Source organism: Pseudomonas sp. TYF_14, from assembly GCF_043105275.1.
GTDB classification, from domain to species: domain Bacteria; phylum Pseudomonadota; class Gammaproteobacteria; order Pseudomonadales; family Pseudomonadaceae; genus Aquipseudomonas; species Aquipseudomonas alloputida.
This window is the reverse complement of the sequence record NZ_JBICLK010000007.1, coordinates 73,991-100,705: the sequence shown is the minus strand read 5'-3', so window position 1 is coordinate 100,705 and position 26,715 is coordinate 73,991. Positions and strand designations below refer to the sequence as shown.

The following is a 26,715-nucleotide window of genomic DNA, read 5'->3' as shown; positions in this document are numbered from 1 at the left end:
GTCACCTCACTCGGGTGTAGCGGTTGTGTCCGTTTACCAGCAGCTCCAGCTGCAACTGCTCTGCCTGGTTGTTGACCTGCACCTGGCAGTCGAGCCTGAAATGCAGTTCCAACGGGGCGTGACAATCCGGTACCGCTTTGAGCGCGCGCACGTGGATGCGCGGTTCAAAGCGCTGGAGGGTACGGCGGATATCGGCGCTCACTTGCTGCAGCAGGTCGCCGCTGCTGACGTCATGCCCGTTGAAGTCGCGCAGGCCCAGCTCGGGGCTGCTCTGGGAGCAACCTTGGCGAGCGTTCAGCAACGTTTCGAGGTGGCGCTTGATGGCCGCGAACTTGTGCGAAGCGCTTTCCTGGCGAGACGGCTCCCGGATGGCGGACGGGTCCGCCATCAAGCGATCGAAGAAACCACTCATTGCGTGTCGAGCCGGCCTACCAGGGAAATTTCGAAGTTCGCGCCCATGTACTTGAAGTGCGGGCGCACGGCGAGCGAGACCTGGTACCAGCCCGGATCACCCGCCACGTCCGAGACCTCGACCCTGGCAGCACGCAACGGCCGACGGCTGCGCACATCGGCCGAAGGGTTTTCCTGGTCGGCGACGTATTGCTTGATCCATTTGTTGAGTTCGGACTCAAGGTCCCGTCGCTCCTTCCAGCTGCCGATCTGCTCGCGCTGCAGCACCTTGATGTAGTGGGCTAGGCGATTGACGATGAACAGGTAGGGCAGTTGGGTGCCGAGCTTGTAGTTGGTCTGTGCCTGCAGGCCTTCGGGTGTCTTGGGGAAGTTTTTCGGCTTCTGCACCGAGTTGGCTGAGAAGAACGCGGCGTTGTCGCTGTCCTTGCGCATGGTCAGGGCGATAAAGCCCTCTTCGGCCAGCTCGAACTCCTTGCGGTCGGAAATCAGTACCTCGGTAGGGATCTTGGCCTGCAGCTGGCCCAGCGATTCGTACAGATGCACCGGCAGGCCTTCGACGGCACCTCCCGATTGCGGGCCGATGATGTTGGGGCACCAGCGGTAGCGGGCAAAGCTGTCGTTAATGCAGCTGGCCAACAGGAAGGCTGAGCTGCCCCACAGGTAATTGTCGTGCCGGCCGTTGATGTTCTCATCGTAATTGAAGCTGCTGATCGGCTGGTCCTGGTGATGGTAGGCGGAGCGCAGCATGAAGCGCGGCCCGGTCAGCGCGATGTGGCGGGCATCTTCGCTCTCGCGGAACGCGCGCCACTTGGCATGCCGTGGGCCGGCGAAGATGTCTTTGATTTCTTTCAGGTTGGGTAGCGCTTCGAAGCTGCTCAGGTTGAAGAACTCTGGGGAGGGTGCCGCAATGAAGGGCGCATGCGACATGGCACCGACTGACGCCATGTAGCTCAACAGTTTGATATCAGGCGAAGAGGGGCCGAAGTTGTAGTTGCCAACCATTGCCGCGACCGGCTCGCCACCGAACTGGCCGTAGCCGGCGGTATAGACGTGTTTATAAATACCACTGCAGGTAATGTCGGCGGCGTTCTCGAAGTCATCGAGCAGGTCTTCCTTGCTGACGTGCAAGACTTCGAGCTTGATGTTCTCGCGAAAGTCCGTACGGTCGACCAGAAGTTTGAGGCTTCGCCACGCGGATTCAAGTTGCTGGAACGCGGGTTCATGCAGAATGGCATCCATCTGCTTGCTGAGGACCCGATCCAGCTCGGCAATCATCTGGTCGACGCGGTGTTTGTTGATCAATTGATCTGGGTCATTGTTTTTTAGAATTTCGGCAATGAAGGCGGATACACCCTGCCTGGCCACTTGGTAACCCTCTTGTGTGGGAACCAACTTGGTCTCTGCCATGATCTGGTCGAGCAAGGTGGCATTGCTCAGTGTTTCGGCCTGTGTTTCAACAGTGACAGTTGTGCTTGGCTTTGGCATGGGGACGCTCCGTTGTCTCAGTCTGCTTTTGGCGCTTCAAGCACCAGGTCGAGTTCTTGCGCGAGTTGCTTGCGGGCATGCGCGTCGTTCAGAAGCTGCTGCAGCTGTTTGCGGAAGGTGGGCACGTTGCCCAGTGGGCCTTTCAGGGCAACCAGCGCTTCACGCAACTGCAGCAGCTTGTTCAGCTCGGGCACCTGCCGTGCTATGCGGTCTGGCCCGAAGTCCTGGATGGACTTGAATTGCAGGTTGACTGCCAGCTCTGCATCCGGAGTAGCGTCAAGCGCGGAGGGCACCGACATGGCCAGGCTCACATCGGCGTCATTCAACACGTTGTTGAAGGTGTGTTTATCGATGCGCATGACCTGGCGGTCTTCGAGGGAGCGGCTGTCATCGAGGCCGAAGTCGCCCAGCACCATCATCTTGTGCGGCAGCTCTACCTCGGCCTGCTCGTCAACGGTGGCGGGCACATATTTGATGTTGATGCGTTCTTTGGGTGCAACGGAATCGGAGCGTTTAGTCATGGTTATATATCTTTTTTAGTGTGGGTTTTATATGTAGGACGCTTCCTACAAGTAAGCTTGCGCGTTAAACGTTTAATAAGCATGATTCTTGGGATTTGAGTTATTCGTTGCGTAAAAACCATGCGCTGGATAATCGTTGAGCGTCGAGTTCAAATATGTAACAAAATAAATTCTTGAATAGAATTGAGTTTATGTACTAGCCTCTTTTCCGCTGTTGGGATGGCTGGGTTAATTCACGGGCATGTGTACGATTGAGTGGGAGAGTTAAGGTGAGATGATTATTCGTTATGCAGGTGGCGTCGGACTTTCATTCCTGTTCTTGTTAATGCCTGCCTTGACCCGTGCATCGCCGGACTGCCCACGGATCGTGTCCAATATCGAGCGCCTGGCGTGTTTCGATCAGGCGGCGGGTACGCCGGGATTCACGCCGCAGCGACAGTGGTCAGCGCAGGAGCTGGAGGCACCCACGGTGCGTCGCGTATTGATCCATGAGACGGGGCGGGCGCCCGAGGACTTGAGGTTTCGCCTCCGCTCTGAAGAAGGCGGGCTCCTGATCTCTGCACCTGCGATTGCTTCAGTTGCACCGCACCCCTACCTGATCATCAGCTGCGTGCAGAACATCTCGAGGTTGCAACTGGTCACCGCCCAACCCGTCGATGCCAGCCGAGTGCAGGTGCGGTTGAGAGGGGAGCGGGGCGCTACTGTACCCACACCGTGGCAAGTGATGGAAAACGGCCAAGTGCTCGACGCCGGCAGAGGCCTGCCGGGTATCGAGCAGATCAAGCAATTGATCGGGGCCCATCGCATTCACGTAGAGAGCGACAACCCTGCCGTTGATGGACTCGTTTTTGACGCTCAGGGGCTGGACCCGCTTATCGACGAGGCTCGCAAGACATGTCGCTGGTAGCTGATGTCGAGGCGCAAGAAATCACACGGTTGCTCGCACCCATCGATGCCCAGGTGCCGGCGGGGCTGTTCGATGGGGAAGACGAAACCTACCAGGCCATTGACCAGGAGATGGTCAAGCTGGGTGGGCTGCAGGAAGCGTCTATCGACTGGGACTACATCGAGGAGGCCTCTGCTCAGTACCTGGAGCGACAGTGCAAGCATCTGCGGATCGTCGCGCACTTGAGCGTTGCGTGGCTGCGCAGTGGCTGTTGGGAGCGCTGGGGGTTCACCTTGGCGTTGCTGGGCGGAATGATCGACAACTATTGGGAAACCGCTCATCCAACGCCTGGCCCGAAAGGCTTCCTGACCAAGCGCAAGATCGTTGGCCTGTTGTTCAATCGCTTGATCGATGCGCTGCCGCGCCTTGATCGTTTCACGTACACCCCGGCTCACGCCGCAGCGGCGAAGGGTGCATTGGCCCGTTTGCTACGTCAGCAGGAAGCCGCCCAGCTTGCCCCGGCTGTTCTGGTTGAGCTGGAGCGCCTGTTGCACAAACACACGGCGCTTGCCAACGGTATTGGCGAGCGCGATGCGCCCAAGGCTCCGGTGGAGAGCCCGCAACCTGCGCCGCTGGCGGATGTCATCGCCACGCCGAAACCCTGCTTGTCGGGCGGTAACGAGCGCGAGACGCGCCGAGCCATCTTGAGCATGGCCGAGCTGATCAATCAGCAGGACCCTTACGACCCGACCGGCTATCAACTGCGGCGCTTCGGTCTGTGGGCCCACATTCAGGCCGCACCGCAAACCCGGCAGTGCAACCGTACAGAGTTGATGGCAGTGCCGCGGGATATTGCCAGCGACTATGAGGAGGCCATCGCCGGCACTGTAATCGACGCAGCGTTGCTCCAGCGGGTCGAAAAAAGTGTGTCGGCTTCGCCCTTCTGGATTCGCGGCAGCTTTCTTGCCGCAACCGCCGCGTCGCGGCTGGCGATGGGCGAAGTGGCTGAGGCCATCCGTGCGGCGACCGCTCGTTTCGTGCTGCGCATGCCAGCGCTGCAGCAGCTGTGCTTCAGCGACGGTCGGGTGTTTGTCGACGACCAATGCCTGGCCTGGCTCAAAGGGGCAGACGGGCAATCCGAGCAAGCCGAAGCTTCCCAAGAGTTCACCAGCCTTCGCGAAGAACTGGTCAGCCAGCTGGAAAGCGGCGGCGTAGAACCGGTGTTGCTAAGGCTGCAGGGGATGCAGGCAGATTTTCGAGCCCCTCGCGAGCGCTGCCATACCACCCTCATCGCAGCGGACCTGTTGGCCGCACGAGGCGTGTCCTGGTTAGCCCAGGACCTGTGCGCCGGGGTAGCGCGCACGATGCAGCAAACCACCGCCAGCGACTGGGAGCCCGAGGTATTCCAGCGGCTTCAACAATACGCGTCCTCCCACGTGCTGGCCGATCGGAACAAGGAGCAGGAGCCTCGATGAATCAACTCTGGAAGTACCTCAAACGTTGGGGCTGGCCGCTGATGACCCGTATCGGTCTGGCAATGCCGCTGCTACTTGGGCTTGGCGCTGTGCTGATGCTGGTCGCCATCTGGTGGCTCGGCCCGCAATGGACGTGGCGCGATCAGCAGCCGTTGGCCAGTGTGGCGCATCGTAGTATGGCCAGCCTGGTGTTCGTGTTGGTGGCGCTGTTGAGCTGGCTGGTTGTCTTGAGAACGCGCTTTCGTCGCTTGCAAGCAGAACGTCAGCAGGCGATGGCTGCCGAGGTGGATCCGACGCAACCGTTCGTTCATGCACAAGAGAAGGCGTTGAGCCAAGGGCTCGCACGCTACCTGGACAATGCCGGTGGGCGTCGCGCGCTGTACCGATTGCCGTGGTACCTCGTGCTGGGCGCCAGGCAGGCCGGCAAGAGCAGCTTTATTGACTGCACCGATCAAAGTTTCTCGTTGACCCGCATCGACAAGGCGCAGGCACGGGGCCGGCCAGCGCAGGCGCTCGCCTACCCCGTGGGGTGGTGGATCAGCAATGATGCGGTGATCATCGACCCGCCCGGTGCCTTTATCAGCCAGAACGGCCCCGCAGATTCGCTGGGCAGTGACTCCACTGACGTTGAGTCTTCGGTACCGTCTGGAACCCAAGCCAAACTGTGGCAGCATCTGTTGGATTGGCTGCAGCGCAATCGAAGCCAGAGAGCCCTCAACGGCCTGGTGCTGGTTGTCGACCTGCCTGCGCTACTGCACGGTACCGTCGAGCAACGCACGGCCCTTGCCCACCTGCTGCGCACACGTCTTTACGAGGTGAGCAGCCAGTTGGGCTCGCGCTTGCCGCTGTATGTCGTGTTGAGCAAGTTCGATCTGCTGGACGGCTTCGACCAATTCTACAGCAAGCTTTCGGCCGCCAAGCGCAATAGCCTGTTTGGATTCACGTTCAAGCTGGATGCTGTCGACACCTTCGACGCTTGGCTGGGCGAGTATGGCGAACACTACGATCGGTTGCTGGAGCAGCTGTTCGAGCAGGTGATCGATCGTCTGGACGTGCAGGGTAGCCCTGCGTTGCGTTCACGTCTCTACTCACTGCATAGGCAGTTGCTCGGGTTGCGTCCAATGCTGTTGAGTTTTCTGCGCGAGACCTTGGCAAGTGACCGTTTCACCACCCCGGCGCTGGTGCGCGGTGTGTATTGGTCGTCAGTCGTACAGCACGGTGACGTGCGCAACGCCTTTGTCCGTGAGGCGGCGCAGCCTTACAAGACCAGCCTCCCGTTGCTTGAGGGCAAGCCGCAGGCCAAGGCGTTGGCCTACTTCATTCAACAGGCCTTTGGGCGGGTCATCTACAAAGAGGCCGGCCTTGCCGGCGATAACGTCAGGGTGGCTCGGCGCAAGCGCCAACTGCTGTGGGTGGGTTCTTCTGTAGGCGTTCTGGCCTTCTGCGTCGCCATCGCCAGCTGGCATCGTTACTTCGACATCAATGGCGTCAAAGCCGCCAGCGTGCTGGCCAAGAGCCGGGAGTACAGCCATCACGAAGTGGATCAGCGTCTGGACCCGACCGGGCGCAACTTGCTGGAGCCGCTGGACCAGATCCGCGATGCGGTAGCAGTGTTTGGCGACTACCGCGCTGCGTGGCCGGGTGTTGCTGATCTGGGGCTGTACCAGGGCCGTACCATCGGGCCGACCGTGGATGAGGCGTACCTCAGCTTGTTGTCCAGGCGCTTCTTGCCTGCGTTGGCCAGCGGCGTGATCGAGGCCATGGATGCGGCGCCCCCCGGCAGCGAGCAGCAAATGGCCGCGCTCCGGGTTTACCGGATGCTTGAGGATCGCCGGAACCGTCGAGCGGAATGGGTCGAGGACTGGATGGCGCGACAGTGGCAACAGGCGTTCCCCGGCCAGGGGCAGCTGCAACGAGACCTCATGCGGCACCTGAAGTATGCGCTGACCTACGCGGATACCGACCTGCCGCAGTATCGCCAGCGTGTCAGCCACGTGCAGCAGACATTGCGTAAGGTGCCGTTGCCACAACGCGTGTATGCGGGCCTGAAGCAGCAGGCCCAGGAGCAGTTGCATACCGGTCTGGACCTGCGTCATCAGGTGGGGCCTGCGTTCGATGTCGTTTACCAGCTGTCTTCCGGCTCGAGCCAGGGCGACAATGGTGTTTTGCTGGCGCCAATGCTCACCGCCAAAGGCTTCAAGGAGTACTTTGAACCGCGTAGTCAGCGCTTTACGGAAATGGCCATGATCGACCAGTGGGCACTGGGGGAACGTGCTCAACTGGATTACTCCGATGCCGACCAGGCTGCGCTGAACGAGCGCCTGCGCAACCTGTACAGCGCCGACTACATCGACAGCTGGCGCCGCGCCTTGAACGCATTCTCCGTGGCGGATTTTCGAGACCTGGATCATGGCGTCACGATCCTTGAACAGTTGGCCGGGCCAGCGGCGCCGTTGCACCGATTGCTGGAGACGGTTCGCGACAACAGTTCGCTGTTATCACCGGTTAATGTTGGCGTGGCGGATGAGGCCCCTTCGCCCGTTTCGATCAACAGCAAGCCTGAGCAACAACAGGCGCTGGTCATTCAGCGGGCGTTTGCAGGCTTGAGCGCCATGTTGCACGCTGCAGGCGAAAAACCGAGCTACTACGATGAAACCCACGCAGCCATAGTCGCCGTCCACGACTATGCCAAGGCGGTACAGGGTAGCCCAGACCGAGGCAAGGCTGCGCTGCACGCAGTGCATCAACGCTTTTCAATGACCGGGCACGACCCCATCGGCACCTTGCAACGCGTTGCCACTGGCTTGCCGGAGCCAATCAATCACCACGTTAGAAAGGTGGCACATCAAACGGCACAGGTGCTGAACGTTGAAGCGCTGCGCGAGTTGGAGCGGCGATGGGATGCTGAAGTCTACAGCTTCTTCCAGCAGCGCCTGGCAGAGCGCTACCCTTTCGTAGTCAGGGCACCCGACGCTTCGCTGGAAGACTTTGAAGCGTTCTTCGGGCCGAATGGGCGACTGCAGCAGTTCCAGGATCAATATCTGAAGCTTTTCCTCAAGGACAATCTGGAAGCCTTGCAGAATGGTTTGCAGGGGCGATCCCTGATCCGTACCGATGTGATCGAGCAGCTGGAACGGGCCGATCGCATCCGCGAAACGTTCTTTGATCAGCGCGGTAACCTCAGCGTGCAGTTCAGTATCGAGCCGTTGGGGCTTAGTGCAAATCAACGCACCAGCCTGCTGGATCTGGATGGCCAGCTGATTTCCTACACCCACGGCCCAAGCCAGATCACCGGTATTGTCTGGCCCAATACCTTGGGGCAACACGTGCGCAGCAACCTGACCCTGCTCAGGCAGAACGGCAATAGCAGCAGCCTGGAGTATCGAGGGCCTTGGTCGATGTTTCGCCTGCTGAGCCGCGGTGCGCTCAATGGGCGTACGGCAACCAGCGTGGACCTGAGCTTCAAAACAGGTGATGGTGTGATGCGCTACCGGCTGAACGCGGAAAAGGCCTTCAATCCTATTACTCAACAACCGTTCAAAGGTTTTCGGTTGCCCCGAGGGTTGTTGCAACAGCCAGTCAGGGTGGCGTTGGCCGAACAGGCGGATGTGCCTGTCATGTAGGCAGGAGGCGGTGCAAAACGAAGAGCGAGCCCAGGCACGGCATGTCTGTACCCAAGCTATCGAGCAACTGAAGTCGGGCATGCGCACGGTGCATGCTCAGCGGCAGGGACGTACAGGCATGCTGAAGCGCTGATCAAGCCCAGAACCCAACCAGCACCAACGCCGCCACGCCCAGCCCGACCGCAACCGAGCAGCCGCCCAGCGACAGCGCCGCCCGGCCTTGCCGATACCAGCCGTCATGGCCCAATTGCCGTGCCGGCGCCAGCAGGCTGCGCCACCGCAGTTCCGTATCGTGAAACGCCTGCAAGTTCGCCGTATCGGCATCCAGCCAGCGGCGGAAGTCGATACGCTCGCACGCCGTCACCTGCGGGCTCTGCAAGCGCACATACCATTGCCCGGCCACGCTCGCCAGCACATCCCGGCGCGAGCGGCCAGCCTGCAGTGCCTGGCCCATGTTGCGCTCGATACTCGCCAGTGGCAGGTCAAGGCGCACAGCGATGCTGGCGAAGTCCAGCTGATCGAGGCGGTTAAGCAGGAATACTTGCTGTACGCGCCGTGGTAGCCGCCTCAGTGCATGCAGCAGGGCATCGTCGGCATCATGCTCGGCAGCAGGAGTGGGGTGCTCAAGGGGCAGCAGCAGACGGGTCATGGACAGCTCCTTGCTCTATAAAGGGGAGGAGGGGGCATCTTCCTTGATGCGGAAACAGCGTAGTCGAAACGATATTGATTCTCAAGTGCTGATTCCGCAAAGTTTTGTAACGAGCGTTCACGCCCTGAAACACCTTTGCTATCATGCGCGCCATCACGATCTTCATTAGCCTGAAGAGCCAAAAAAAAGACCCGGCAAAAAAGCCGGGTCAAAAACCGTGATTAGCCTGATGAGGAGATAATCTGAGAGCGACCTAAGCTTTCAGGTTATCCAGCGGATCTCGCGATCAGCTGAGTGCAATAATAATCGTTATCATTTGGCAGTCAAATGAATTTTCGCTAATCCGGTAAAAAAGTTTTACCGGCGCGCTTCCTTGTCCCGGCAATCGGGGCTTCTGCCGTTACGCGGCCATCACGTACTCTCCCTCCTTTCTTGTCTATAAACCCGGTCACTCGGTGTGTTTGTGCTCCAGCAGTGCGCGAGCCATGTCCATCATGTGCATCAACGCGAACGTCAGTTCGCGCTGGCTGCCGTGCTGTGGGTGGCGGTTTCCTGGGCGGTGGCCGCAGCGCAGCGCAGCAGGGCGATGGCGTGTTCCTTGGCCTGTTCGCCGGTTACGCCTTCGTGCAGGGTCCAGATCCTGTTGTCCAGGGTGGGCCGCGGTGGGTTGGGGTTGAGGTAATAGTCGAGCGCGCGGCGGGCGGCTTCGCTGTCGAGATCTGTTTCGTCGTTTTTCGGTAGTTTCATCCTGATACCTGCCGGAGCCAGTAGGGAAGGGGTCAGGTCGATGGTAATACCTACAGTATTTTTATTCTTCCCGATAAATAATACTGAATGTTTATTGAGCGCTTGAAGGCAGTCCGTATCGTGCCAGCGATGAATATGGATAAATGGATTGCCCTCGTCCGTGACCGGATGGAGGAGCTAGGGCTCACTCAAGAGCAGCTTGCCGAGCGCGTTGGTGTGTCTCAAGGCAGTGTCGGTCATTGGGTGAACAAGCGGCGTCAGCCGAAAATCGAATCGATGAACCGCACGTTCGTCGAGCTTGGAATGCCTCATTACAACGTCAGCCTGCAGCTGCGTATCCAGGGGCAGGTTGGCGAGGAGCGTAGTGTTTACGAGATAGCAGACGATGATGAACTCGACCTCATGCGGTACATCGTTTGCTTCCGTTACCCGGTGCTGGGTTGGAGTGAGTTAGAGGCTGCGACGGCTGTAGAGCCTGCTGTTTTCGAGCAGACTGACTACCTGGCACAGGGCAAGGCGTTCTGGCTAACCGTGGAAAACGATGCCATGAGCGCTGTCAGTGGCCGCAGTGTGCCGCAGGGCATGCGAATGCTGGTGGACCCAGGTGTAGAGGCTGAGGCGGGGCGTTTGGTTATCGCTCGTCAGCCGGGCAAGCCGGCGATTTTCCGCGAGCTGGCCGAGGAAGGTGGGCAGCGTTATCTGAAGGCATTGAACAGTAACTACCCGGCGCTGTTGTGCGAAGAGGGTTGCGAATTTCTTGGGGTGGTCGTGCGGGTGCATGGGGCTTTTTGAAAGGGTTTGAGTAGTGGCGGCAACGGTGAACGGCGGGTGGAAGTTGGCCAGCAGGGCCGGCCCTTTCGCGGGTAAACCCGCTCCTACACGCGGCCTGCGCCTAATCACCAACATGTGTCCACCCCCGATCGGATGTAGGAGCGGGTTTACCCGCGAATACGGTAGCGGCGGCAACGGTGAGCGACGGGTAGAGATTGGCCAGCAGGCCCGGCCCTTTCGCGGGTAAACCCGCTCCTACGGGCTGTTGCAGGGGCGGCCTTGTGTTGCGTTAGGGCCGCAAAGCGGCCCTCCGGCACCGTTATTCCACCAGTTCGACCAGCACAGTCCCTTCGCTGACCATATCCCCCTCCAGGCAAAACAGCGCCTTCACCGTGCCGGCATGCGGCGCACGAATGCTGTGCTCCATCTTCATGGCCTCCAGTACCACCAGCGCAGTACCGGCTTCCACCACCTGGCCAGGTTCGACCAGCACCCGCACGATACTGCCGTTCATGGGCGCACCCAGCCCACCCTGATGGCTGTGGCTGGCTTCGGCCTCGGCAATCGGGTCGAAAGCTTCGATGGCATGCATTTCGCCCTCCCAGTGCAGGTACAGCGTGCCACCGCGACGGATTGCCAGATGCTGGCGACGCACGCCGTTCTGGTCATGCACCAACTGCTCACCTTGCAGCTGCCAGGTAGAAGCAGCGCTGCGTTCCAGGGCCACTGCCTGATCTTGCCCAGCGCTCACCAGATGCAAGCTGCTGCGTGCCGGTAGGCCCAAGCGCAGGCCATTACTCCCGCTCCACGGCGAATGGCGATCGTCTTCGCGCTGATGCCCCGCCTGGCCCTGCAGCCAGGCTTCGGCTGCCGCCTCCCAAAAGGCAGCCGGCAGCGCACGTGGCGCCGGCAGCAGCACATCCTGGTGGCGGGGAATGAAGCCAGTATCCAACTCCGCTGCAGCAAATGCCGGGTGGGCGAGAATGCGCCGCAGGAAGGCAATGTTGGTTTTCAGCCCGCCAATGGCGAACTCATCGAGCATGGCCAGCAAGCGCAAACGCGCCTGCTCGCGGTCTTCGCCCCAGGCGATCAGCTTGCCCAGCATCGGGTCGTAGAACGGCGACACCACATCGCCTTCGCTGACCCCACTGTCCACCCGCCGGCCTTCGCCAGGTGCCGATTCACGGTACAGCGCTAATTTGCCGGTCGCGGGTAAAAAATCGTTGGCCGGGTCTTCGGCATACAGGCGTACTTCGATGGCATGGCCGATCAGCGGTACCTGTTCCTGTGTGATCGGCAGGGCTTCGCCGCAGGCCACGCGAATTTGCCAGGCAACAAGGTCCAGGCCGGTTATGGCCTCGGTGACCGGGTGTTCCACTTGCAGGCGAGTGTTCATCTCCATGAAGAAGAATTCGCCGCGGGCATCAAGCAGAAACTCCACCGTGCCGGCACCCACGTAACCGATAGCCTGGGCGGCACGCACCGCCGCTTCGCCCATGGCCCGGCGCAGTTCGGGCGACAGGCCGGGGGCAGGGGCCTCTTCCACCACCTTCTGATGGCGGCGCTGAATGGAACAGTCGCGTTCGTTGAGGTACAGGCAGTTGCCGTGCTGATCGGCGAACACCTGAATCTCCACGTGGCGTGGCTTGAGCACGTACTTTTCCACCAGCATGCGCGCATCGCCGAACGACGACTGTGCCTCACGCTGGGCCGAGGCCAGGGCGTCGGCCAGTTGGCTTTCTTCCTCGACCACTTTCATGCCCTTGCCACCGCCTCCCGCGCTGGCCTTGAGCAGCACCGGGTAGCCGATGCGTTCGGCCGCAGCGCGGAAGGTGTCCAGGTCCTGGGCCTCGCCGTGGTAGCCCGGCACCAACGGCACGCCGGCCGCTTCCATCAGCGCCTTGGCTGCCGATTTGCTGCCCATGGCGTCGATGGCGCTGGCCGGTGGGCCGAGGAAGATCAGCCCGGCCTGCTCGATGGCGCGGGCGAAACCTGCGTTCTCAGACAGAAAGCCATAACCTGGGTGAATGGCCTGGGCGCCGCTGGCCTTGGCTGCGGCCAGCAGCTTGTCGACCAGCAGGTAGCTTTCGGCAGCCTTGGTGCCGCCCAGGTCGACGCGGATGTCGGCTTCGCGGCTGTGACGGGCGTCACGGTCGGTGGCGCTGTGCACGGCGACAGTGGTCAGGCCCATGGCCTTGGCGGTGCGCATCACCCGGCAGGCGATTTCGCCGCGGTTGGCGACCAGCAGGGTGGTCAAAGCGGGGCGGCTCATGGGCGCGGCTCCTTCTTGTCAACGGTTTGCCAGGCAGGGCGGCGTTTTTCCAGGAAAGCGCGCAGGCCCTCCTGGCCTTCGGCGCTGACGCGGATACGGGCGATGGTGTTTTCGCAGTAACGGCGCAGGGCCGGGCTGAGTTCGCCGTCGTCCACTTCGCGCAGCAAGTCCTTGGTGGCGCGCAATGCTTGCGGGCTGTTCTGCAGCAGGTTGCTTACCCAGGCTTCGACGTGGTCGTCCAGTTCGCTGGCCGGGTACACCTCGGCCAGCAGGCCCAGCTCGCGTGCGCGCACGCCAGTGAAACGCTCGGCGGTGAGGGCGTAGCGGCGCGCGGCGCGTTCGCCAATGGCCTTGACCACGAACGGGCTGATGACCGCCGGGGCCAGGCCGATGCGTACTTCCGACAGGCACAGTTGGGCGTCTTCGGCGCCGATGGCCATGTCGCAGCAGCTGATCAGGCCCAGCGCGCCGCCAAAGGCTGCACCTTGCACCACGGCCAGGGTCGGGGCCTTGAGGCGATGCAGGGCGTACATCAGCTCGCCCAGTTCGTGGGCATCATCCAGGTTGGTGTTGAAGTCCAGTTGCGCCGACTGCTGCATCCAGGCCAGGTCGGCACCGGCGCTGAAGTGCCGGCCACGGCCGCGCAGCAGCACAAAGCGCAGGCTGGCGTCTTCGGCCAACTGGTCGATGGCCACGATCAGCTCGCGGATCATCTGCGCATTGAAGGCGTTGTTCTTGTCCTCACGGCTTAACCACAGGGTGGCGAAGCCGCGCGGGTCGCGGATCACTTCGAGGGTGCTGAAATCGCTCATGGGTCACATCCGGAAAATGCCGAAGCGGCTCTGTTCGATCGGCGCGTTCAGCGCGGCAGACAACGCCAGCCCGAGGACGTCGCGGGTCTGTGCCGGGTCGATGACGCCGTCGTCCCACAGGCGGGCGCTGGAATAATAGGGGTGGCCCTGACGCTCGTACTGGTCGAGGATCGGTTGCTTGAGCCTGGCTTCGTCTTCGGCACTGAATGGCTGGCCGCTGCGTTCGCTCTGCTCGCGCTTGACCTGGGCCAGCACGCCGGCGGCCTGTTCGGCGCCCATCACGCCAATCCGCGCGTTGGGCCACATCCACAGGAAGCGCGGGTCGTAGGCGCGGCCGCACATGCCGTAGTTGCCGGCGCCAAAGCTGCCGCCGATGATCACCGTGAACTTCGGCACCTGGGCGCAGGCAACGGCGGTGACCAGCTTGGCACCGTGCTTGGCGATGCCGCCTTCTTCGTATTTCTTGCCGACCATGAAACCGGTGATGTTCTGCAGGAACAGCAAAGGGATGCCGCGCTGGCAGGCCAGTTCGATGAAGTGCGCGCCTTTTTGCGCGGCTTCGGCGAACAGGATGCCGTTGTTGGCCAGGATCGCCACCGGGTAGCCGTGCAGGTGGGCGAAGCCGCACACCAGGGTGGTGCCGAACAGCGCCTTGAATTCATCGAACACCGAGCCATCGACCAGGCGGGCGATCACCTCGCGCACGTCGAACGGTTGCTTGGCATCGGCCGGAACCACGCCGTACAGCTCATCGGCCGCATAAAGCGGTGCCACTGGTGCCAACCGCTGCAGCTTGCCGAGCTTGTGCCAGTTGAGGTTGGCCACACTGCGTCGCGCGATGGCCAGGGCGTGTTCGTCGTTGTCGGCATAATGGTCGGCGACGCCGCTGGTGCGGCAATGCACATCGGCGCCGCCGAGGTCTTCGGCGCTCACCACTTCGCCGGTGGCGGCTTTCACCAGCGGCGGGCCGGCGAGGAAGATGGTCGCCTGCTGGCGCACCATGATCGCTTCGTCGGCCATGGCCGGCACGTACGCGCCGCCAGCGGTGCACGAGCCCATCACCACGGCGATCTGCGGGATGCCTTGCGCGCTCATGTTGGCCTGGTTGAAGAAAATGCGCCCGAAATGCTCGCGGTCGGGGAACACTTCGTCCTGGCGGGGCAAGTTGGCGCCGCCGGAGTCCACCAGATAGATGCACGGCAGGCGGTTCTGCAGGGCGATGGTTTGTGCACGCAGGTGCTTCTTCACCGTCAGCGGGTAGTACGAACCGCCTTTTACCGTGGCGTCGTTGGCCACGATCATGCATTCCACGCCTTCCACGCGGCCGATGCCGGCAATCACGCCCGCCGCTGGCACGTCTTCGCCGTACACCTCATGGGCGGCCAGCTGGCCGATCTCGAGGAACGGCGAGCCCGGGTCCAGCAGGCGGTCGATACGCTCGCGCGGCAGCAGTTTGCCACGCGAGGTATGCCGTTCCTGGGCCTTGGGCCCGCCGCCCTGGGCAACCTGGGCGAGCAGGCCGCGCAGGGCCTGGACCTGTTCGAGCATGGCCGCGCTGTTGACGGCAAATTCTGCCGAACGCGGGTTGATCTGGGTGTGCAAGGTAGCCATGTGCGCCCGTCCCTTATGTTCAGCGGGTTTCGTTGAACAGTTCGCGGCCGATCAGCATCCGGCGGATTTCACTGGTGCCGGCACCGATTTCGTACAGCTTGGCGTCGCGCAACAGGCGGCCAGCCGGGAATTCGTTGATATAGCCGTTGCCGCCAAGAATCTGGATCGCCTCCAGGGCCATTTGCGTGGCACGCTCGGCGGTGTACAGGATCACGCCGGCAGCGTCCTTGCGGGTGGTTTCGCCACGGTCGCAGGCCTGGGCCACGGCATACAGGTAGGCGCGGCTGGCATTGAGCTGGGTGTACATGTCGGCAATCTTGCCCTGGATCAGCTGGAACTCGCCGATGCTCTGGCCGAATTGCTTGCGGTCGTGGATATACGGCACCACCAGGTCCATGCAGCTTTGCATGATGCCGGTCGGGCCGCCGGACAGCACCACACGTTCGTAGTCCAGGCCGCTCATCAGGACGCGCACGCCGCCGTTGAGCTGGCCGAGAATGTTCTCTGCCGGCACTTCCACGCCGTCGAAGAACAGCTCGCAGGTGTTGGACCCGCGCATGCCCAGCTTGTCGAACTTGTTGCTGCGGCTGAAGCCTTTCCAGTCACGCTCGACGATGAACGCGGTGATGCCGTGCGCACCCTTGTCCAGGTCGGTCTTGGCGTAAATCACGTAGGTGTTGGCGTCGGGACCGTTGGTGATCCAGGTCTTGCTGCCGTTGAGCACGTAGTGATCGCCGCGTTTTTCTGCGCGCAGTTTCATCGACACCACGTCGGAGCCGGCATTGGGCTCGCTCATGGCCAAGGCGCCGATGTGCTCGCCGCTGATCAGCTTGGGCAGGTACTTGAGCTTCTGCTCGTGGGTGCCGTTGCGGTTGATCTGGTTGACGCACAGGTTGGAATGGGCGCCGTAGGACAGCGCCACCGAGGCGGAGCCACGGCTGATCTCTTCCATCGACACCACATGGGCCAGGTAGCCCAGGCCAGCGCCACCGTACGCTTCCGGTACGGTGATGCCCAGCAGGCCCATGTCACCGAACTTGCGCCACATGTCGGCGGGGAACAGGTTGTCGTGGTCGATCTGCGCGGCGCGCGGGGCCAGTTCGGCGGCGACGAAGGTGCGCACCTGGTCGCGGAGCATGTCGATGGTTTCGCCCAGGGCGAAGTTCAGGGAGGGGTAATGCATGCTGGGGCACCTTCTTGTTCTTGAAATTGGGTTACACCATAGCTTGGGATCCAGCCCCGCCCCCTGTGGGAGCGAGCATGCCCGCGAATACGTCAGCAGGTTCACCGTCATTACCTGATTGGTCGCATTCGCGGGCAAGCCCGCTCCCACAGAGGGCGGCGTGGCGCCTCAAGTGGGTGTCGTTCATCACCTTTACGTTAACGTAAACCTGCATGAGGTCACTGTCAATCCACTCGTAACCTTTACGTAAACGTAAATCTGCGCCAGAGTATTCCCGCTTGCTTCAGCCGTGCCCAAAACAACCACAAGAAGGGACACCCATGAGTCAACCGAGCTATACCCGCGGTCGCCAGGACCGACCCTTGCTGACCCAGACCATCGGCCAGGCCTTCGATGCCACCGTGGCCCGCTGTTGCGACAGCGAGGCCCTGGTGTCCCGCCACCAGGGCCTGCGTTACAGCTGGCGGCAGTTGGCCGAACAGGTCGAAATATACGCCCGCGCCCTGATCGCACTGGGCGTGAACACCGGCGACCGCGTTGGCATCTGGTCGCCAAACTGCGCCCAGTGGTGCATCTTGCAGCTGGCCAGTGCCAAGGTCGGTGCCATTCTGGTCAACATCAACCCGGCCTACCGCGTGGGTGAGCTGGAATACGTGTTGCGCCAGTCCGGCTGCCGCTGGCTGGTCTGCGCTGAAGCCTTCAAGACGTCTGATTACCACGCCATGGTGCAGGAGCTGGTGCCTGAACTGGCCAGTGCCGCGCCTGGTGAGCTGGTCAGTGAATGCCTGCCCGAGTTGCGTGGCGTCATCAGCCTGGCCGCCAACCCGCCTGCCGGCTTCCTGCCTTGGCACGCATTTGCCGAGCGGGCAGGGCAGACGTCTGTCGAGGCCTGCACAGCCCGTCAGCAAAGCCTGCAATTCGACCAGCCGGTAAACATCCAGTACACCTCCGGCACCACCGGTGCACCCAAAGGTGCCACGCTCAGTCACTACAACATCCTCAACAACGGTTTCATGGTGGGTGAAAGCCTTGGCCTGACGGCCCGCGACCGTATGGTGATCCCGGTGCCGCTGTACCATTGCTTCGGCATGGTCATGGCAAACCTCGGCTGCATCACCCACGGCAGCACCATGATCTACCCCAACGATGCTTTCGACGCCGAACTTACCTTGCGCGCCGTGGCCGATGAGCGCGCCACCATCCTCTACGGCGTACCGACCATGTTCATCGCCATGCTCGACCACCCGTCCCGTGCCCACATGGACCTGTCGACCCTGCGCAGCGGCATCATGGCCGGCGCTACCTGCCCGATCGAGGTGATGCGCCGGGTCATCGACCAGATGCACATGGCAGAAGTGCAGATCGCCTACGGCATGACCGAAACCAGCCCCGTGTCGCTGCAGACCGGCCCGGACGACGATCTGGAGCTGCGCGTGACCACCGTCGGCCGCACCCAGCCGCAGCTGGAGAACAAGCTGGTGGACGCCGATGGCTGCATCGTCCCTCGCGGAGAGATTGGCGAACTGTGCACCCGCGGCTACAGCGTGATGCTTGGCTACTGGGACAACCCCCAGGCCACGGCGGATGCCATCGACCCGGCCGGCTGGATGCATTCGGGTGACCTGGCGGTGATGGACGAGCAGGGCTATGTGCGCATCGTCGGGCGCAACAAGGACATGATCATTCGCGGCGGCGAGAACATTTACCCGCGTGAGCTGGAGGAGTTTTTCTACACCCACCCGGCGGTGGCCGATGCGCAGGTGATCGGCATTCCGTGCAGCCGCTATGGCGAAGAGATCGTCGCCTGGATCAAGCTGCACCCGGGGCACAGCGCCACGGTCGAGGAGCTGCAGGGCTGGTGCAAGGCGCGCATCGCACACTTCAAGGTGCCGCGGTATATACGTTTTGTCGACGATTTCCCGATGACGGTGACCGGGAAGGTGCAAAAGTTCCGGATGCGTGAGATCAGTGTGGCGGAGATTGCGGCTGCATCTGCGGGTTGATGTGCTGGCGCGGCCGGCCTCTTCGCGGGTAAACCCGCTCCTACCAGGGGCAGCGCCGCATTCAAGGCCGGCACGGTCCCTGGTAGGAGCGGGTTTACCCGCGAAGAGGCCGGCCCGATCAATGCAAGATCTTCACCTTGCCAAGCACCCGGTCATCCTCAACCTTTCAATGGAGCAGCGCAGATCAGCTGTTCACGCCGGTGCCGTGGTCTACCCTTAAGCCTTCACCGGTGGCTCCTGGCTCGGCGGGTCGCCCACTGTCGGCGGCACGGTCGGCTTGATCGGCAGCTCGTCCGGGTCTTCTTCCGGTACGGGTGGCGGCAAGCTCGGGTCGTCGATATTGGGATCGGGTGTCTCCGGTGGAATGGGAATGTTCATGGCCTGACCTCGCGTGGGTGGGTGAAGAGGTGCTGTAGGCTCTGACCGCTGGCAGCTGCCGTTCGCTCAATTATTTTGAACCCCCCGCCTGTGCCCGGCTCTGAACCCTTACCGCCACCAGCCTGAGGGAGCAAGGTCGATGTCACGAAACGAGCCCTTTGAAAGCGTGCCCATGGCGAACGATCACCCGGACCAGGCCATTAGCCTGGCCCAGGCGCTGTTGGCGCCACGCATCGTGATCGAAGACACCCAACCCGTGCTCGACGCCGGCAGCTTCGCCGCCAAGGCCGTCAGCGGCCAGCCTGTGGCCGTCAGCACCAAGGCCTACAGCGACGGCCACGACCGCCTGGCGGTGATGCTCAACTGGCGCCAGGCCCACAGCCGGCGCTGGCATTGCGTGCCGATGCAGTCGGCGGGCAACGACCTGTGGCAGGCCGAATTCACCCCCACCGAGCTGGGCCCGCACCGGTTCAGTATCGAGGCCTGGATCGACCCGTTTGCCACCTATTGCCACGATCTGGAGAAGAAGTACCACGCCGGCGTCGAGGTAAAACTGGAACTGGAAGAAGGCCGCTTGATGCTGGGCAAAGGCATCGAGCTGTGCAGCGGCGCCCTGCGCGAGGCGCTCGAGGCTGTGCAGAGCCGCCTGGCCACGCTCAGTACCGATGATCAGGTGGCCGTGTTTCTCGACCCGACCACCGCCCGCCTCATGGGTGAAGCCGAACACCGTAGCTACCTGACCCGCAGTCCTGATTTCCCCCTTGATGTCGACCGCCCGGCCGCATTGTTCGCCAGCTGGTACGAGCTGTTCCCGCGCTCGATTACCGACGACCCGCAGCGTCACGGCACCTTCAACGACGTGCACGAACGGCTGCCGATGATCCGCGACATGGGCTTCGACGTCCTGTACTTCCCGCCCATCCACCCCATCGGCATGCAGCATCGCAAGGGCCGCAACAACGCCCTCAAGGCCGAGCCGGGCGACCCGGGCAGCCCTTATGCCATTGGCAGCCCGGAGGGCGGCCACGAGGCGATTCACCCGCAACTGGGCAGCCGCGATGACTTCCGTCGACTGGTGGCTGCGGCGGCGGAACACGGCCTGGAAATCGCCCTCGATTTCGCCATCCAGTGCTCCCAGGACCACCCTTGGCTCAAGGAGCACCCGGGCTGGTTCAGCTGGCGTCCGGACGGCACCATCCGCTACGCCGAAAACCCGCCGAAAAAGTACCAGGACATCGTCAACGTCGATTTCTATGCGCCAGAGGCCGTGCCTTCGCTGTGGCTCGCCCTGCGCGATGTGGTGGTCGGCTGGGTCGAGGAGGGCGTCAAGACCTTCCGTGTCGACAACCCGCACACCAAGCCGTTGCCGTTCTGGCAATGGCTGATCGCCAATGTGCGCAGCCAGCACCCCGACGTCATCTTCCTCGCCGAAGCCTTTACCAAGCCGGCGATGATGGCGCGCCTGGGCAAGGTCGGCTACGCACAGAGCTATACCTATTTCACCTGGCGCAACCACAAGCAGGAGCTGCGCGAATATTTCGAGCAGCTCAATCAGCCGCCGTGGAGCCAGTGCTACCGGCCCAACTTCTTCGTCAATACCCCGGATATCAACCCGTTTTTCCTGCACACCTCAGGCCGCGCAGGTTTCCTGATCCGTGCCGCGCTGGCGACCATGGGCTCAGGCTTGTGGGGCATGTATTCGGGCTTCGAGCTGTGCGAGGGCACGCCGTTGCCGGGCAAGGAGGAGTACCTGGATTCGGAGAAGTACGAAATCCGCCCACGCGATTTCACCCAGCCCGGCAACATCATCGCCGAGATCGCCCAGCTCAACCGTATTCGCCGGCAGAACCGCGCCTTGCAAACCCACCTGGGCGTGGCCTTCTTCAATTGCTGGAACGACAACATCCTGTACTTCGCCAAGCGTACGCCCGAGCGGGACAACTACATCCTGGTGGCCGTCAGCCTCGACCCGCACAACGCCCAGGAGGCGCACTTCGAGTTGCCGCTGTGGGAATTGGGGCTGGACGACAACGCCGAAACCCAGGGTGAAGACCTGATGAACGGCCACCGCTGGTCGTGGTACGGCAAGACCCAATGGATGCGCATAGAGCCCTGGCACCTGCCGTTCGGCATCTGGCGCATCGAGAAAGCCGGGTAAAACCGGTCTGTAGCCTTTTCCCCTGTGGGAGCGGGCACGCCCGCGAACACCGGCAGAGCCGGTGCCAAGCACCGCGGTGGCTGATTCGCGGGCACGCCCGCTCCCACAGCGATGGTGCAAGAAGGGGCAAACATGCAATTGAAAGGAGTCGCACATGGCCAAGCGTTCCCGCCCGGCAGCCTTCATCGACGACCCGCTGTGGTACAAGGACGCCGTCATCTACCAGCTGCACATCAAGTCGTTCTTCGACTCGAACAATGACGGCATCGGCGATTTCGCCGGGCTGATCAGCAAGCTCGACTATATCGCCGAGCTGGGTGTCAACACCTTGTGGCTGCTGCCGTTCTATCCCTCGCCACGCCGTGACGACGGCTACGACATCGCCGAATACAAGGCCGTGCACCCTGACTACGGCAGCATGGCCGACGCCCGCCGTTTCATCGCCGAGGCCCACAAGCGCGGCCTGCGGGTGATCACCGAGCTGGTCATCAACCACACCAGCGACCAGCACCCGTGGTTCCAGCGCGCCCGCCACGCCAAGCGCGGCAGCAAGGCGCGCGAGTTCTACGTGTGGTCGGACGACGACCAGAAGTACGACGGCACGCGCATCATCTTCCTCGACACCGAGAAGTCCAACTGGACCTGGGACCCGGTCGCCGGCCAGTACTTCTGGCACCGGTTCTACTCCCACCAGCCGGACCTCAACTTCGACAACCCGCAGGTGCTCAAGGCGGTGATCGGCGTCATGCGCTTCTGGCTGGACCTGGGTGTAGATGGCTTGCGGCTGGACGCGATCCCTTACCTGATCGAGCGCGACGGCACCAACAACGAAAACCTCGCCGAAACCCACGATGTGCTCAAGGCGATCCGCGCCGAGATCGACGCCAACTACCCCGATCGCATGCTGCTGGCCGAAGCCAACCAGTGGCCTGAAGACACGCGCCCGTACTTCGGCGAAGGCGACGGCGACGAATGCCATATGGCTTTCCACTTTCCGTTGATGCCGCGCATGTACATGGCCTTGGCCATGGAAGACCGCTTCCCTATCACCGACATCCTGCGCCAGACCCCGGAAATCCCGGCCAACTGCCAGTGGGCGATCTTTTTGCGCAACCATGATGAACTGACCCTGGAAATGGTCACCGACCGCGAGCGCGACTACCTGTGGAACTACTACGCCGAAGACCGCCGCGCGCGCATCAACCTGGGCATTCGCCGGCGCCTGGCGCCCCTGCTGCAGCGTGACCGTCGGCGCATAGAGCTGCTGACCAGCCTGCTGTTGTCGATGCCCGGCACGCCAACCCTGTATTACGGCGACGAACTAGGCATGGGCGACAATATCTATCTGGGTGACCGCGATGGCGTTCGCACACCCATGCAGTGGTCGCCAGACCGCAACGGCGGTTTTTCCCGCGCCGACCCGCAGCGCCTGGTGCTGCCGCCGATCATGGACCCGCTCTACGGTTACCAGACTGTCAACGTCGAGGCGCAAAGCCACGACCCGCATTCACTGCTGAACTGGACCCGGCGCATGCTGGCGGTGCGCAAGCAGCAAAAGGCCTTTGGCCGCGGCAGCCTGCGTACCCTCACGCCCAGCAACCGCCGCATCCTTGCCTATATCCGCGAGTATACCGACGCCGACGGCAATACCGAGGTCATCCTCTGCGTGGCCAACGTGTCCCGTGCCGCCCAGGCTGCCGAACTCGAATTGTCACAATACGCCGACAAAGTACCGGTGGAGATGCTGGGTGGCAGCGCGTTCCCGCCAATCGGCCAACTGCCGTTTCTGCTGACCTTGCCACCTTATGCGTTCTACTGGTTCCTGCTGGCCAGCCGCGATCGCATGCCCAGCTGGCACATCCAGCCCACCGAGGGGTTACCCGAATTGACCACATTGGTACTGCGCAAGCGCATGGAAGAACTGCTGCAAGCCCCCGCAAGCGATACGCTGCAAAGCACCATCCTGCCGCAGTACCTGCCCAAGCGCCGCTGGTTCGCCGGCAAGGAAGGGCCGATCGATGCCGTGCGCCTGTGCTACGGCGTGCGTTTCGGCACCGCCACCACGCCGGTGTTGCTCAGCGAAATCGAGGTGCTCAGCGACGGCACGGCCACCCGCTACCAGCTGCCGTTCGGCCTGCTGCGTGAGGAACAGATCCATACCGCGCTGCCGCAGCAGCTGGCGTTGTCGCGGGTGCGCCGTGCCCACCAGGTTGGCTTGATCACAGACGCCTTCGTCCTCGAGCCGTTCATTCACGCCGTGATGCAAGCCTGCCAGGATGGCCTGCGTCTGCCGTGTGGCGACGCTGAGGGTGAATTGCGCTTCGAATGCACAGAACAGCTGGCCGGCCTGGCGCTCGACGAGGAGAGCGAAGTGCGCTACCTCAGCGCCGAGCAGTCCAACAGTTCGGTGGTCATCGGCGACCGCGTGGTGCTCAAGCTGATCCGCCGGGTCAACCCGGGCATCCATCCAGAGCTGGAAATGAGTGCCTACCTGACCGCCGCCGGCTTTGCCAACATCTCGCCGCTGCTGGCCTGGGTCAGCCGGGTGGACGAACAACACGCGCCGCACCTGCTGATGATTGCCCAGGGTTACCTGAGCAACCAGGGCGATGCCTGGGGTTGGACCCAGAACACGCTGGAAAGGGCCATCCGCGACCAGATGGAGCCCACCCGCAACGACGCCGAAGCGCACACTGACGCATTGGCCGAACTCAGCGGCTTTGCCGCCTTGCTTGGCCAGCGCCTGGGCGAGATGCACCTGCTGCTGGCCGCACCCACCGAAGACCCGGCCTTCCAGCCGCGCCCCAGCGATGCGCAGGACAGCGAGCGCTGGCGTGCACAGATCAGCACCGAACTGACCCACGCCCTCGACCTGCTGGCCCAGCATCGCGACACGCTGGACGGCGACAGCCAGGCCTTGGTCGACGACCTGCAGCAACAGCGTGACGGCCTGGCACAGCACATCGACAACCTCGCCGAGCAGGCTCAGGGTGGCCTGCTGATGCGTGTGCACGGCGACCTGCATCTGGGCCAGGTGCTGGTGGTGCAGGGGGATGCCTACCTCATCGATTTTGAAGGCGAACCCTCCCGGCCCCTTGAAGAGCGCCGGGCAAAACACAGCCCTTACAAGGATGTCAGCGGCGTGCTGCGATCCTTCGACTATGCTGCTGCGATGATCTTGCGCAGCGCGTCTGCGGTGGACCTTTCCGAGCCGTCGCGGCAAGCCCGGCAGCGGGTTGCCCGGCAGTACCTGCACCAGTCCCGGCATGCCTTTGTCGAAGCCTATGGCCTGGCCACTGCCGCCATGCCCCATGCCTGGCAGCACGCCGAGGGCGAGCGCGCGGCGCTGGAGCTGTTCTGCCTGGAAAAAGCCGCCTACGAGATTACATACGAAGCCGAAAACCGTCCGAGCTGGCTGGCCGTGCCTTTGCATGGTCTGCATGGACTGATCAGTACCTGGGGAGAGTCAGAATGAACGTTACAACGCGTGAAAACGGTGGCCTTCGGCAACGGGACCTCGACGCCCTGGCCCGCGCCGAACACGCCGATCCTTTTGCGGTACTCGGCCCCCACGGCGACGGCGCAGGCGGGCAGGTGGTCCGCGCCTTTCTGCCCAATGCCCTGAAAGTGCGCATTCAGGCCCGGGATGACGGGCGGGTGCTTGCCGAAATGGAGCAGGGCAGCCTGCCCGGGTTGTTCAGCGCGCACCTCGATAAGGCACAGCCCTATCAGCTTCACATCGTCTGGGCCGGTGGCGAGCAAGTTACCGAAGACCCCTACAGCTTCGGCCCGCAATTGGGAGACATGGACCTTCACTTGTTCGCGGAAGGCAATCACCGCGATTTGTCCGGGCGCTTCGGTGCCCAGCCGACTCAGGTCGATGGCATCGACGGCGTGTGTTTCTCGGTCTGGGCGCCGAATGCCCGGCGAGTGTCGGTGGTGGGTGATTTCAACAACTGGGATGGTCGCCGTCACCCCATGCGCCTGCGCCACGGTGCGGGGGTGTGGGAGCTGTTCATTCCGCGTCTGGGCGTGGGCGAAACCTACAAGTTCGAAGTACTCGGCAAGGACGGCATACTGCCGCTGAAGGCCGACCCGCTGGCCCGTGCCACCGAGCTGCCGCCGAGCACGGCATCCAAGGTAGCCGGTGAACTCAGCCACGCCTGGCAGGACCATGACTGGATGGCGCAACGCGCCCAGCGCCATGCCTACAACGCGCCGTTGTCGATCTACGAGCTGCACCCAGGATCATGGCGTTGCGAGCTGGACGAAGCGGGGGAAATCGGGCGTTTCTACAATTGGCGGGAACTGGCCGAGCGGCTGGTGCCCTATGTGCAGGAGCTGGGCTTTACCCACATCGAACTGCTGCCGATCATGGAGCACCCGTTCGGCGGCTCCTGGGGCTATCAACCACTGTCGATGTTCGCACCCACCTCGCGCTACGGCAGTGCCGAAGATTTCGCCGCGTTCATCGACGCCTGCCACCAAGGGGGTATCGGTGTGCTGCTGGACTGGGTGCCGGCGCATTTCCCCACTGACGAACACGGCCTGGCGCGCTTCGACGGCACGGCCCTGTACGAATACGACAACCCACTGGAAGGCTACCACCAGGACTGGAACACGCTGATCTACAACCTCGGCCGCAATGAAGTGCGCGGCTTCATGATGGCCTCGGCGCTGCACTGGTTGAAGCATTTCCACATCGACGGCCTGCGCGTCGATGCGGTGGCCTCGATGCTGTACCGCGACTACTCGCGCAAGGCCGGCGAATGGGTACCCAACCGCCACGGCGGGCGTGAGAACCTGGAGGCCATCGACTTCATCCGCCACCTCAACGGCGTGGCTGCCCACGAGGCCCCGGGTGCGCTGATCATCGCCGAGGAGTCCACCGCCTGGCCTGGGGTCAGCCAACCTACCCAACAGGGCGGCCTGGGTTTTGCCTACAAGTGGAACATGGGCTGGATGCACGACACCCTGCACTACATCCAGAACGACCCGGTGCACCGCACCTACCACCACAACGAGATGAGCTTCGGGCTGATCTATGCCTATTCCGAGCACTTCATCCTGCCCATTTCCCATGATGAGGTGGTGCACGGCAAGCATTCGCTGATCGACAAGATGCCCGGCGACCGCTGGCAGAAGTTCGCCAACCTGCGTGCCTACCTCACCTTCATGTGGGCACACCCGGGCAAGAAGCTGCTGTTCATGGGCTGCGAGTTCGGCCAGTGGCGTGAGTGGAACCACGACGCCGAACTGGACTGGTACCTGCTGCAGTATCCCGAGCACCAGGGTGTGCAGCGCCTGGTGGGCGACCTCAACCGCCTGTACCGCGAAGAGCCGGCGTTGCACGAGCAGGATTGCCAGCCGCAGGGTTTCCAGTGGTTGATCGGTGACGACGCGCAGAACAGCGTGTACGCCTGGCTGCGCTGGAGCAGCAGCGGCGAGCCGGTGCTGGTGGTGGCCAACTTCACCCCGGTACCCCGTGAGGGTTACCGCATTGGCGTGCCGTTCGGCGAGCGTTGGCAGGAGCTTCTGAACAGTGATGCCGAGCTGTATGCCGGGTCGAATGTCGGCAATCTCGGGGCGGTGGCCAGTGACGAAGTGGCCAGCCACGGGCAGCCATTATCGCTGGCCCTGAACCTGCCGCCGCTGGGGGTGTTGATCATGAAGCCCGCCTGATCGGTTGGCTGTACTGGCCTTTTCGCGGGTAAACCCGTTCCTACGCAG

The 26,715-nt window shown here is 62.5% G+C and carries 17 protein-coding genes and 1 pseudogene; 8 read left to right on the top strand and 10 right to left on the bottom strand.

Annotation, left to right across the window (positions count from 1 at the left end; all coding sequences use genetic code 11):
• Window position 1: 1 nt before the first annotated feature.
• From tssE to tssB, 3 genes are read right to left on the bottom strand one after another with little or no spacing between them, the layout of a single operon-like run.
• Complete coding sequence (gene tssE / locus ACF8O8_RS02870; protein WP_121783149.1) at window positions 2-412, bottom strand: type VI secretion system baseplate subunit TssE; 411 nt, start codon at window positions 410-412, stop codon at window positions 2-4.
• A complete protein-coding gene (tssC, locus tag ACF8O8_RS02865; protein ID WP_392509211.1) occupies window positions 409-1,896 on the bottom strand; it encodes a type VI secretion system contractile sheath large subunit in 1,488 nt (495 codons plus the stop codon). Before tssC ends, tssE begins: the two co-directional genes overlap by 4 nt.
• A 17-nt stretch (window positions 1,897-1,913) precedes the next feature.
• Window positions 1,914-2,417, bottom strand: coding sequence for a type VI secretion system contractile sheath small subunit (gene tssB, locus ACF8O8_RS02860; protein ID WP_392509210.1), 504 nt, complete (start codon window positions 2,415-2,417; stop codon window positions 1,914-1,916).
• Between the two features lie 274 nt (window positions 2,418-2,691).
• Between tssB and vasI the strand changes: the two genes are divergently transcribed.
• From vasI to tssM, 3 genes are read left to right on the top strand one after another with little or no spacing between them, the layout of a single operon-like run.
• On the top strand, window positions 2,692-3,324 hold the full coding sequence (vasI, locus tag ACF8O8_RS02855) for a type VI secretion system-associated protein VasI (RefSeq protein ID WP_392509209.1): 633 nt from the start codon (window positions 2,692-2,694) through the stop codon (window positions 3,322-3,324).
• Window positions 3,312-4,778, top strand: a complete 1,467-nt coding sequence (tssA, locus tag ACF8O8_RS02850) for a type VI secretion system protein TssA (RefSeq protein WP_010954864.1) — start codon at window positions 3,312-3,314, stop codon at window positions 4,776-4,778. The genes vasI and tssA overlap by 13 nt, the downstream gene beginning before the upstream one ends.
• Window positions 4,775-8,401, top strand: a complete 3,627-nt coding sequence (tssM, locus tag ACF8O8_RS02845; protein ID WP_010954863.1) for a type VI secretion system membrane subunit TssM — start codon at window positions 4,775-4,777, stop codon at window positions 8,399-8,401. Before tssA ends, tssM begins: the two co-directional genes overlap by 4 nt.
• A 133-nt stretch (window positions 8,402-8,534) precedes the next feature.
• Here the strand turns inward: tssM and ACF8O8_RS02840 are convergent, their stop codons facing one another.
• The gene (locus tag ACF8O8_RS02840) at window positions 8,535-9,050 is read right to left on the bottom strand and encodes a DUF4880 domain-containing protein (protein WP_392509208.1); all 516 of its coding nucleotides are present in this window, start codon (window positions 9,048-9,050) and stop codon (window positions 8,535-8,537) included.
• Window positions 9,051-9,498: 448 nt separating this feature from the next.
• Window positions 9,499-9,797, bottom strand: a pseudogene (locus tag ACF8O8_RS02835) (DUF6124 family protein).
• 87 nt (window positions 9,798-9,884) lie between these two features.
• On the opposite strand from ACF8O8_RS02835, the gene ACF8O8_RS02830 reads away from it, so the two are divergent.
• A complete protein-coding gene (locus tag ACF8O8_RS02830) occupies window positions 9,885-10,589 on the top strand; it encodes a LexA family transcriptional regulator (protein ID WP_010954860.1) in 705 nt (234 codons plus the stop codon).
• 298 nt (window positions 10,590-10,887) lie between these two features.
• On the opposite strand, the gene ACF8O8_RS02825 is transcribed toward ACF8O8_RS02830, so the two are convergent.
• From ACF8O8_RS02825 to ACF8O8_RS02810, 4 genes are read right to left on the bottom strand one after another with little or no spacing between them, the layout of a single operon-like run.
• A complete protein-coding gene (locus ACF8O8_RS02825; RefSeq protein ID WP_350298093.1) occupies window positions 10,888-12,840 on the bottom strand; it encodes an acetyl/propionyl/methylcrotonyl-CoA carboxylase subunit alpha in 1,953 nt (650 codons plus the stop codon).
• Window positions 12,837-13,652 (bottom strand): gamma-carboxygeranoyl-CoA hydratase, encoded by an 816-nt coding sequence (locus tag ACF8O8_RS02820; protein ID WP_003251320.1) that lies wholly within the window; start codon window positions 13,650-13,652, stop codon window positions 12,837-12,839. Before ACF8O8_RS02820 ends, ACF8O8_RS02825 begins: the two co-directional genes overlap by 4 nt.
• A gap of 3 nt (window positions 13,653-13,655) precedes the next feature.
• Entirely contained in the window at window positions 13,656-15,263 is a 1,608-nt protein-coding gene (locus ACF8O8_RS02815; protein WP_010954858.1) for a propionyl-CoA carboxylase, read from the bottom strand.
• 19 nt (window positions 15,264-15,282) lie between these two features.
• Entirely contained in the window at window positions 15,283-16,446 is a 1,164-nt protein-coding gene (locus ACF8O8_RS02810) for an isovaleryl-CoA dehydrogenase (RefSeq protein WP_392509207.1), read from the bottom strand.
• Window positions 16,447-16,766: 320 nt separating this feature from the next.
• Between ACF8O8_RS02810 and ACF8O8_RS02805 the strand changes: the two genes are divergently transcribed.
• Entirely contained in the window at window positions 16,767-18,449 is a 1,683-nt protein-coding gene (locus ACF8O8_RS02805; RefSeq protein ID WP_392509206.1) for an AMP-binding protein, read from the top strand.
• 216 nt (window positions 18,450-18,665) lie between these two features.
• Here ACF8O8_RS02805 and ACF8O8_RS02800 read toward each other — a convergent pair whose 3' ends face one another.
• A complete protein-coding gene (locus ACF8O8_RS02800) occupies window positions 18,666-18,827 on the bottom strand; it encodes a hypothetical protein (protein WP_003251307.1) in 162 nt (53 codons plus the stop codon).
• 139 nt (window positions 18,828-18,966) lie between these two features.
• Between ACF8O8_RS02800 and ACF8O8_RS02795 the strand changes: the two genes are divergently transcribed.
• The 3 genes from ACF8O8_RS02795 (at window position 18,967) to glgB (ending at window position 26,667) form a co-directional block, all read left to right on the top strand.
• A complete protein-coding gene (locus ACF8O8_RS02795; protein ID WP_274146547.1) occupies window positions 18,967-20,985 on the top strand; it encodes an alpha-1,4-glucan--maltose-1-phosphate maltosyltransferase in 2,019 nt (672 codons plus the stop codon).
• Between the two features lie 154 nt (window positions 20,986-21,139).
• Window positions 21,140-24,460, top strand: a complete 3,321-nt coding sequence (gene treS, locus ACF8O8_RS02790; RefSeq protein ID WP_392509204.1) for a maltose alpha-D-glucosyltransferase — start codon at window positions 21,140-21,142, stop codon at window positions 24,458-24,460.
• A complete protein-coding gene (glgB, locus tag ACF8O8_RS02785) occupies window positions 24,457-26,667 on the top strand; it encodes a 1,4-alpha-glucan branching protein GlgB (protein WP_010954852.1) in 2,211 nt (736 codons plus the stop codon). Before treS ends, glgB begins: the two co-directional genes overlap by 4 nt.
• Window positions 26,668-26,715: the final 48 nt, after the last annotated feature.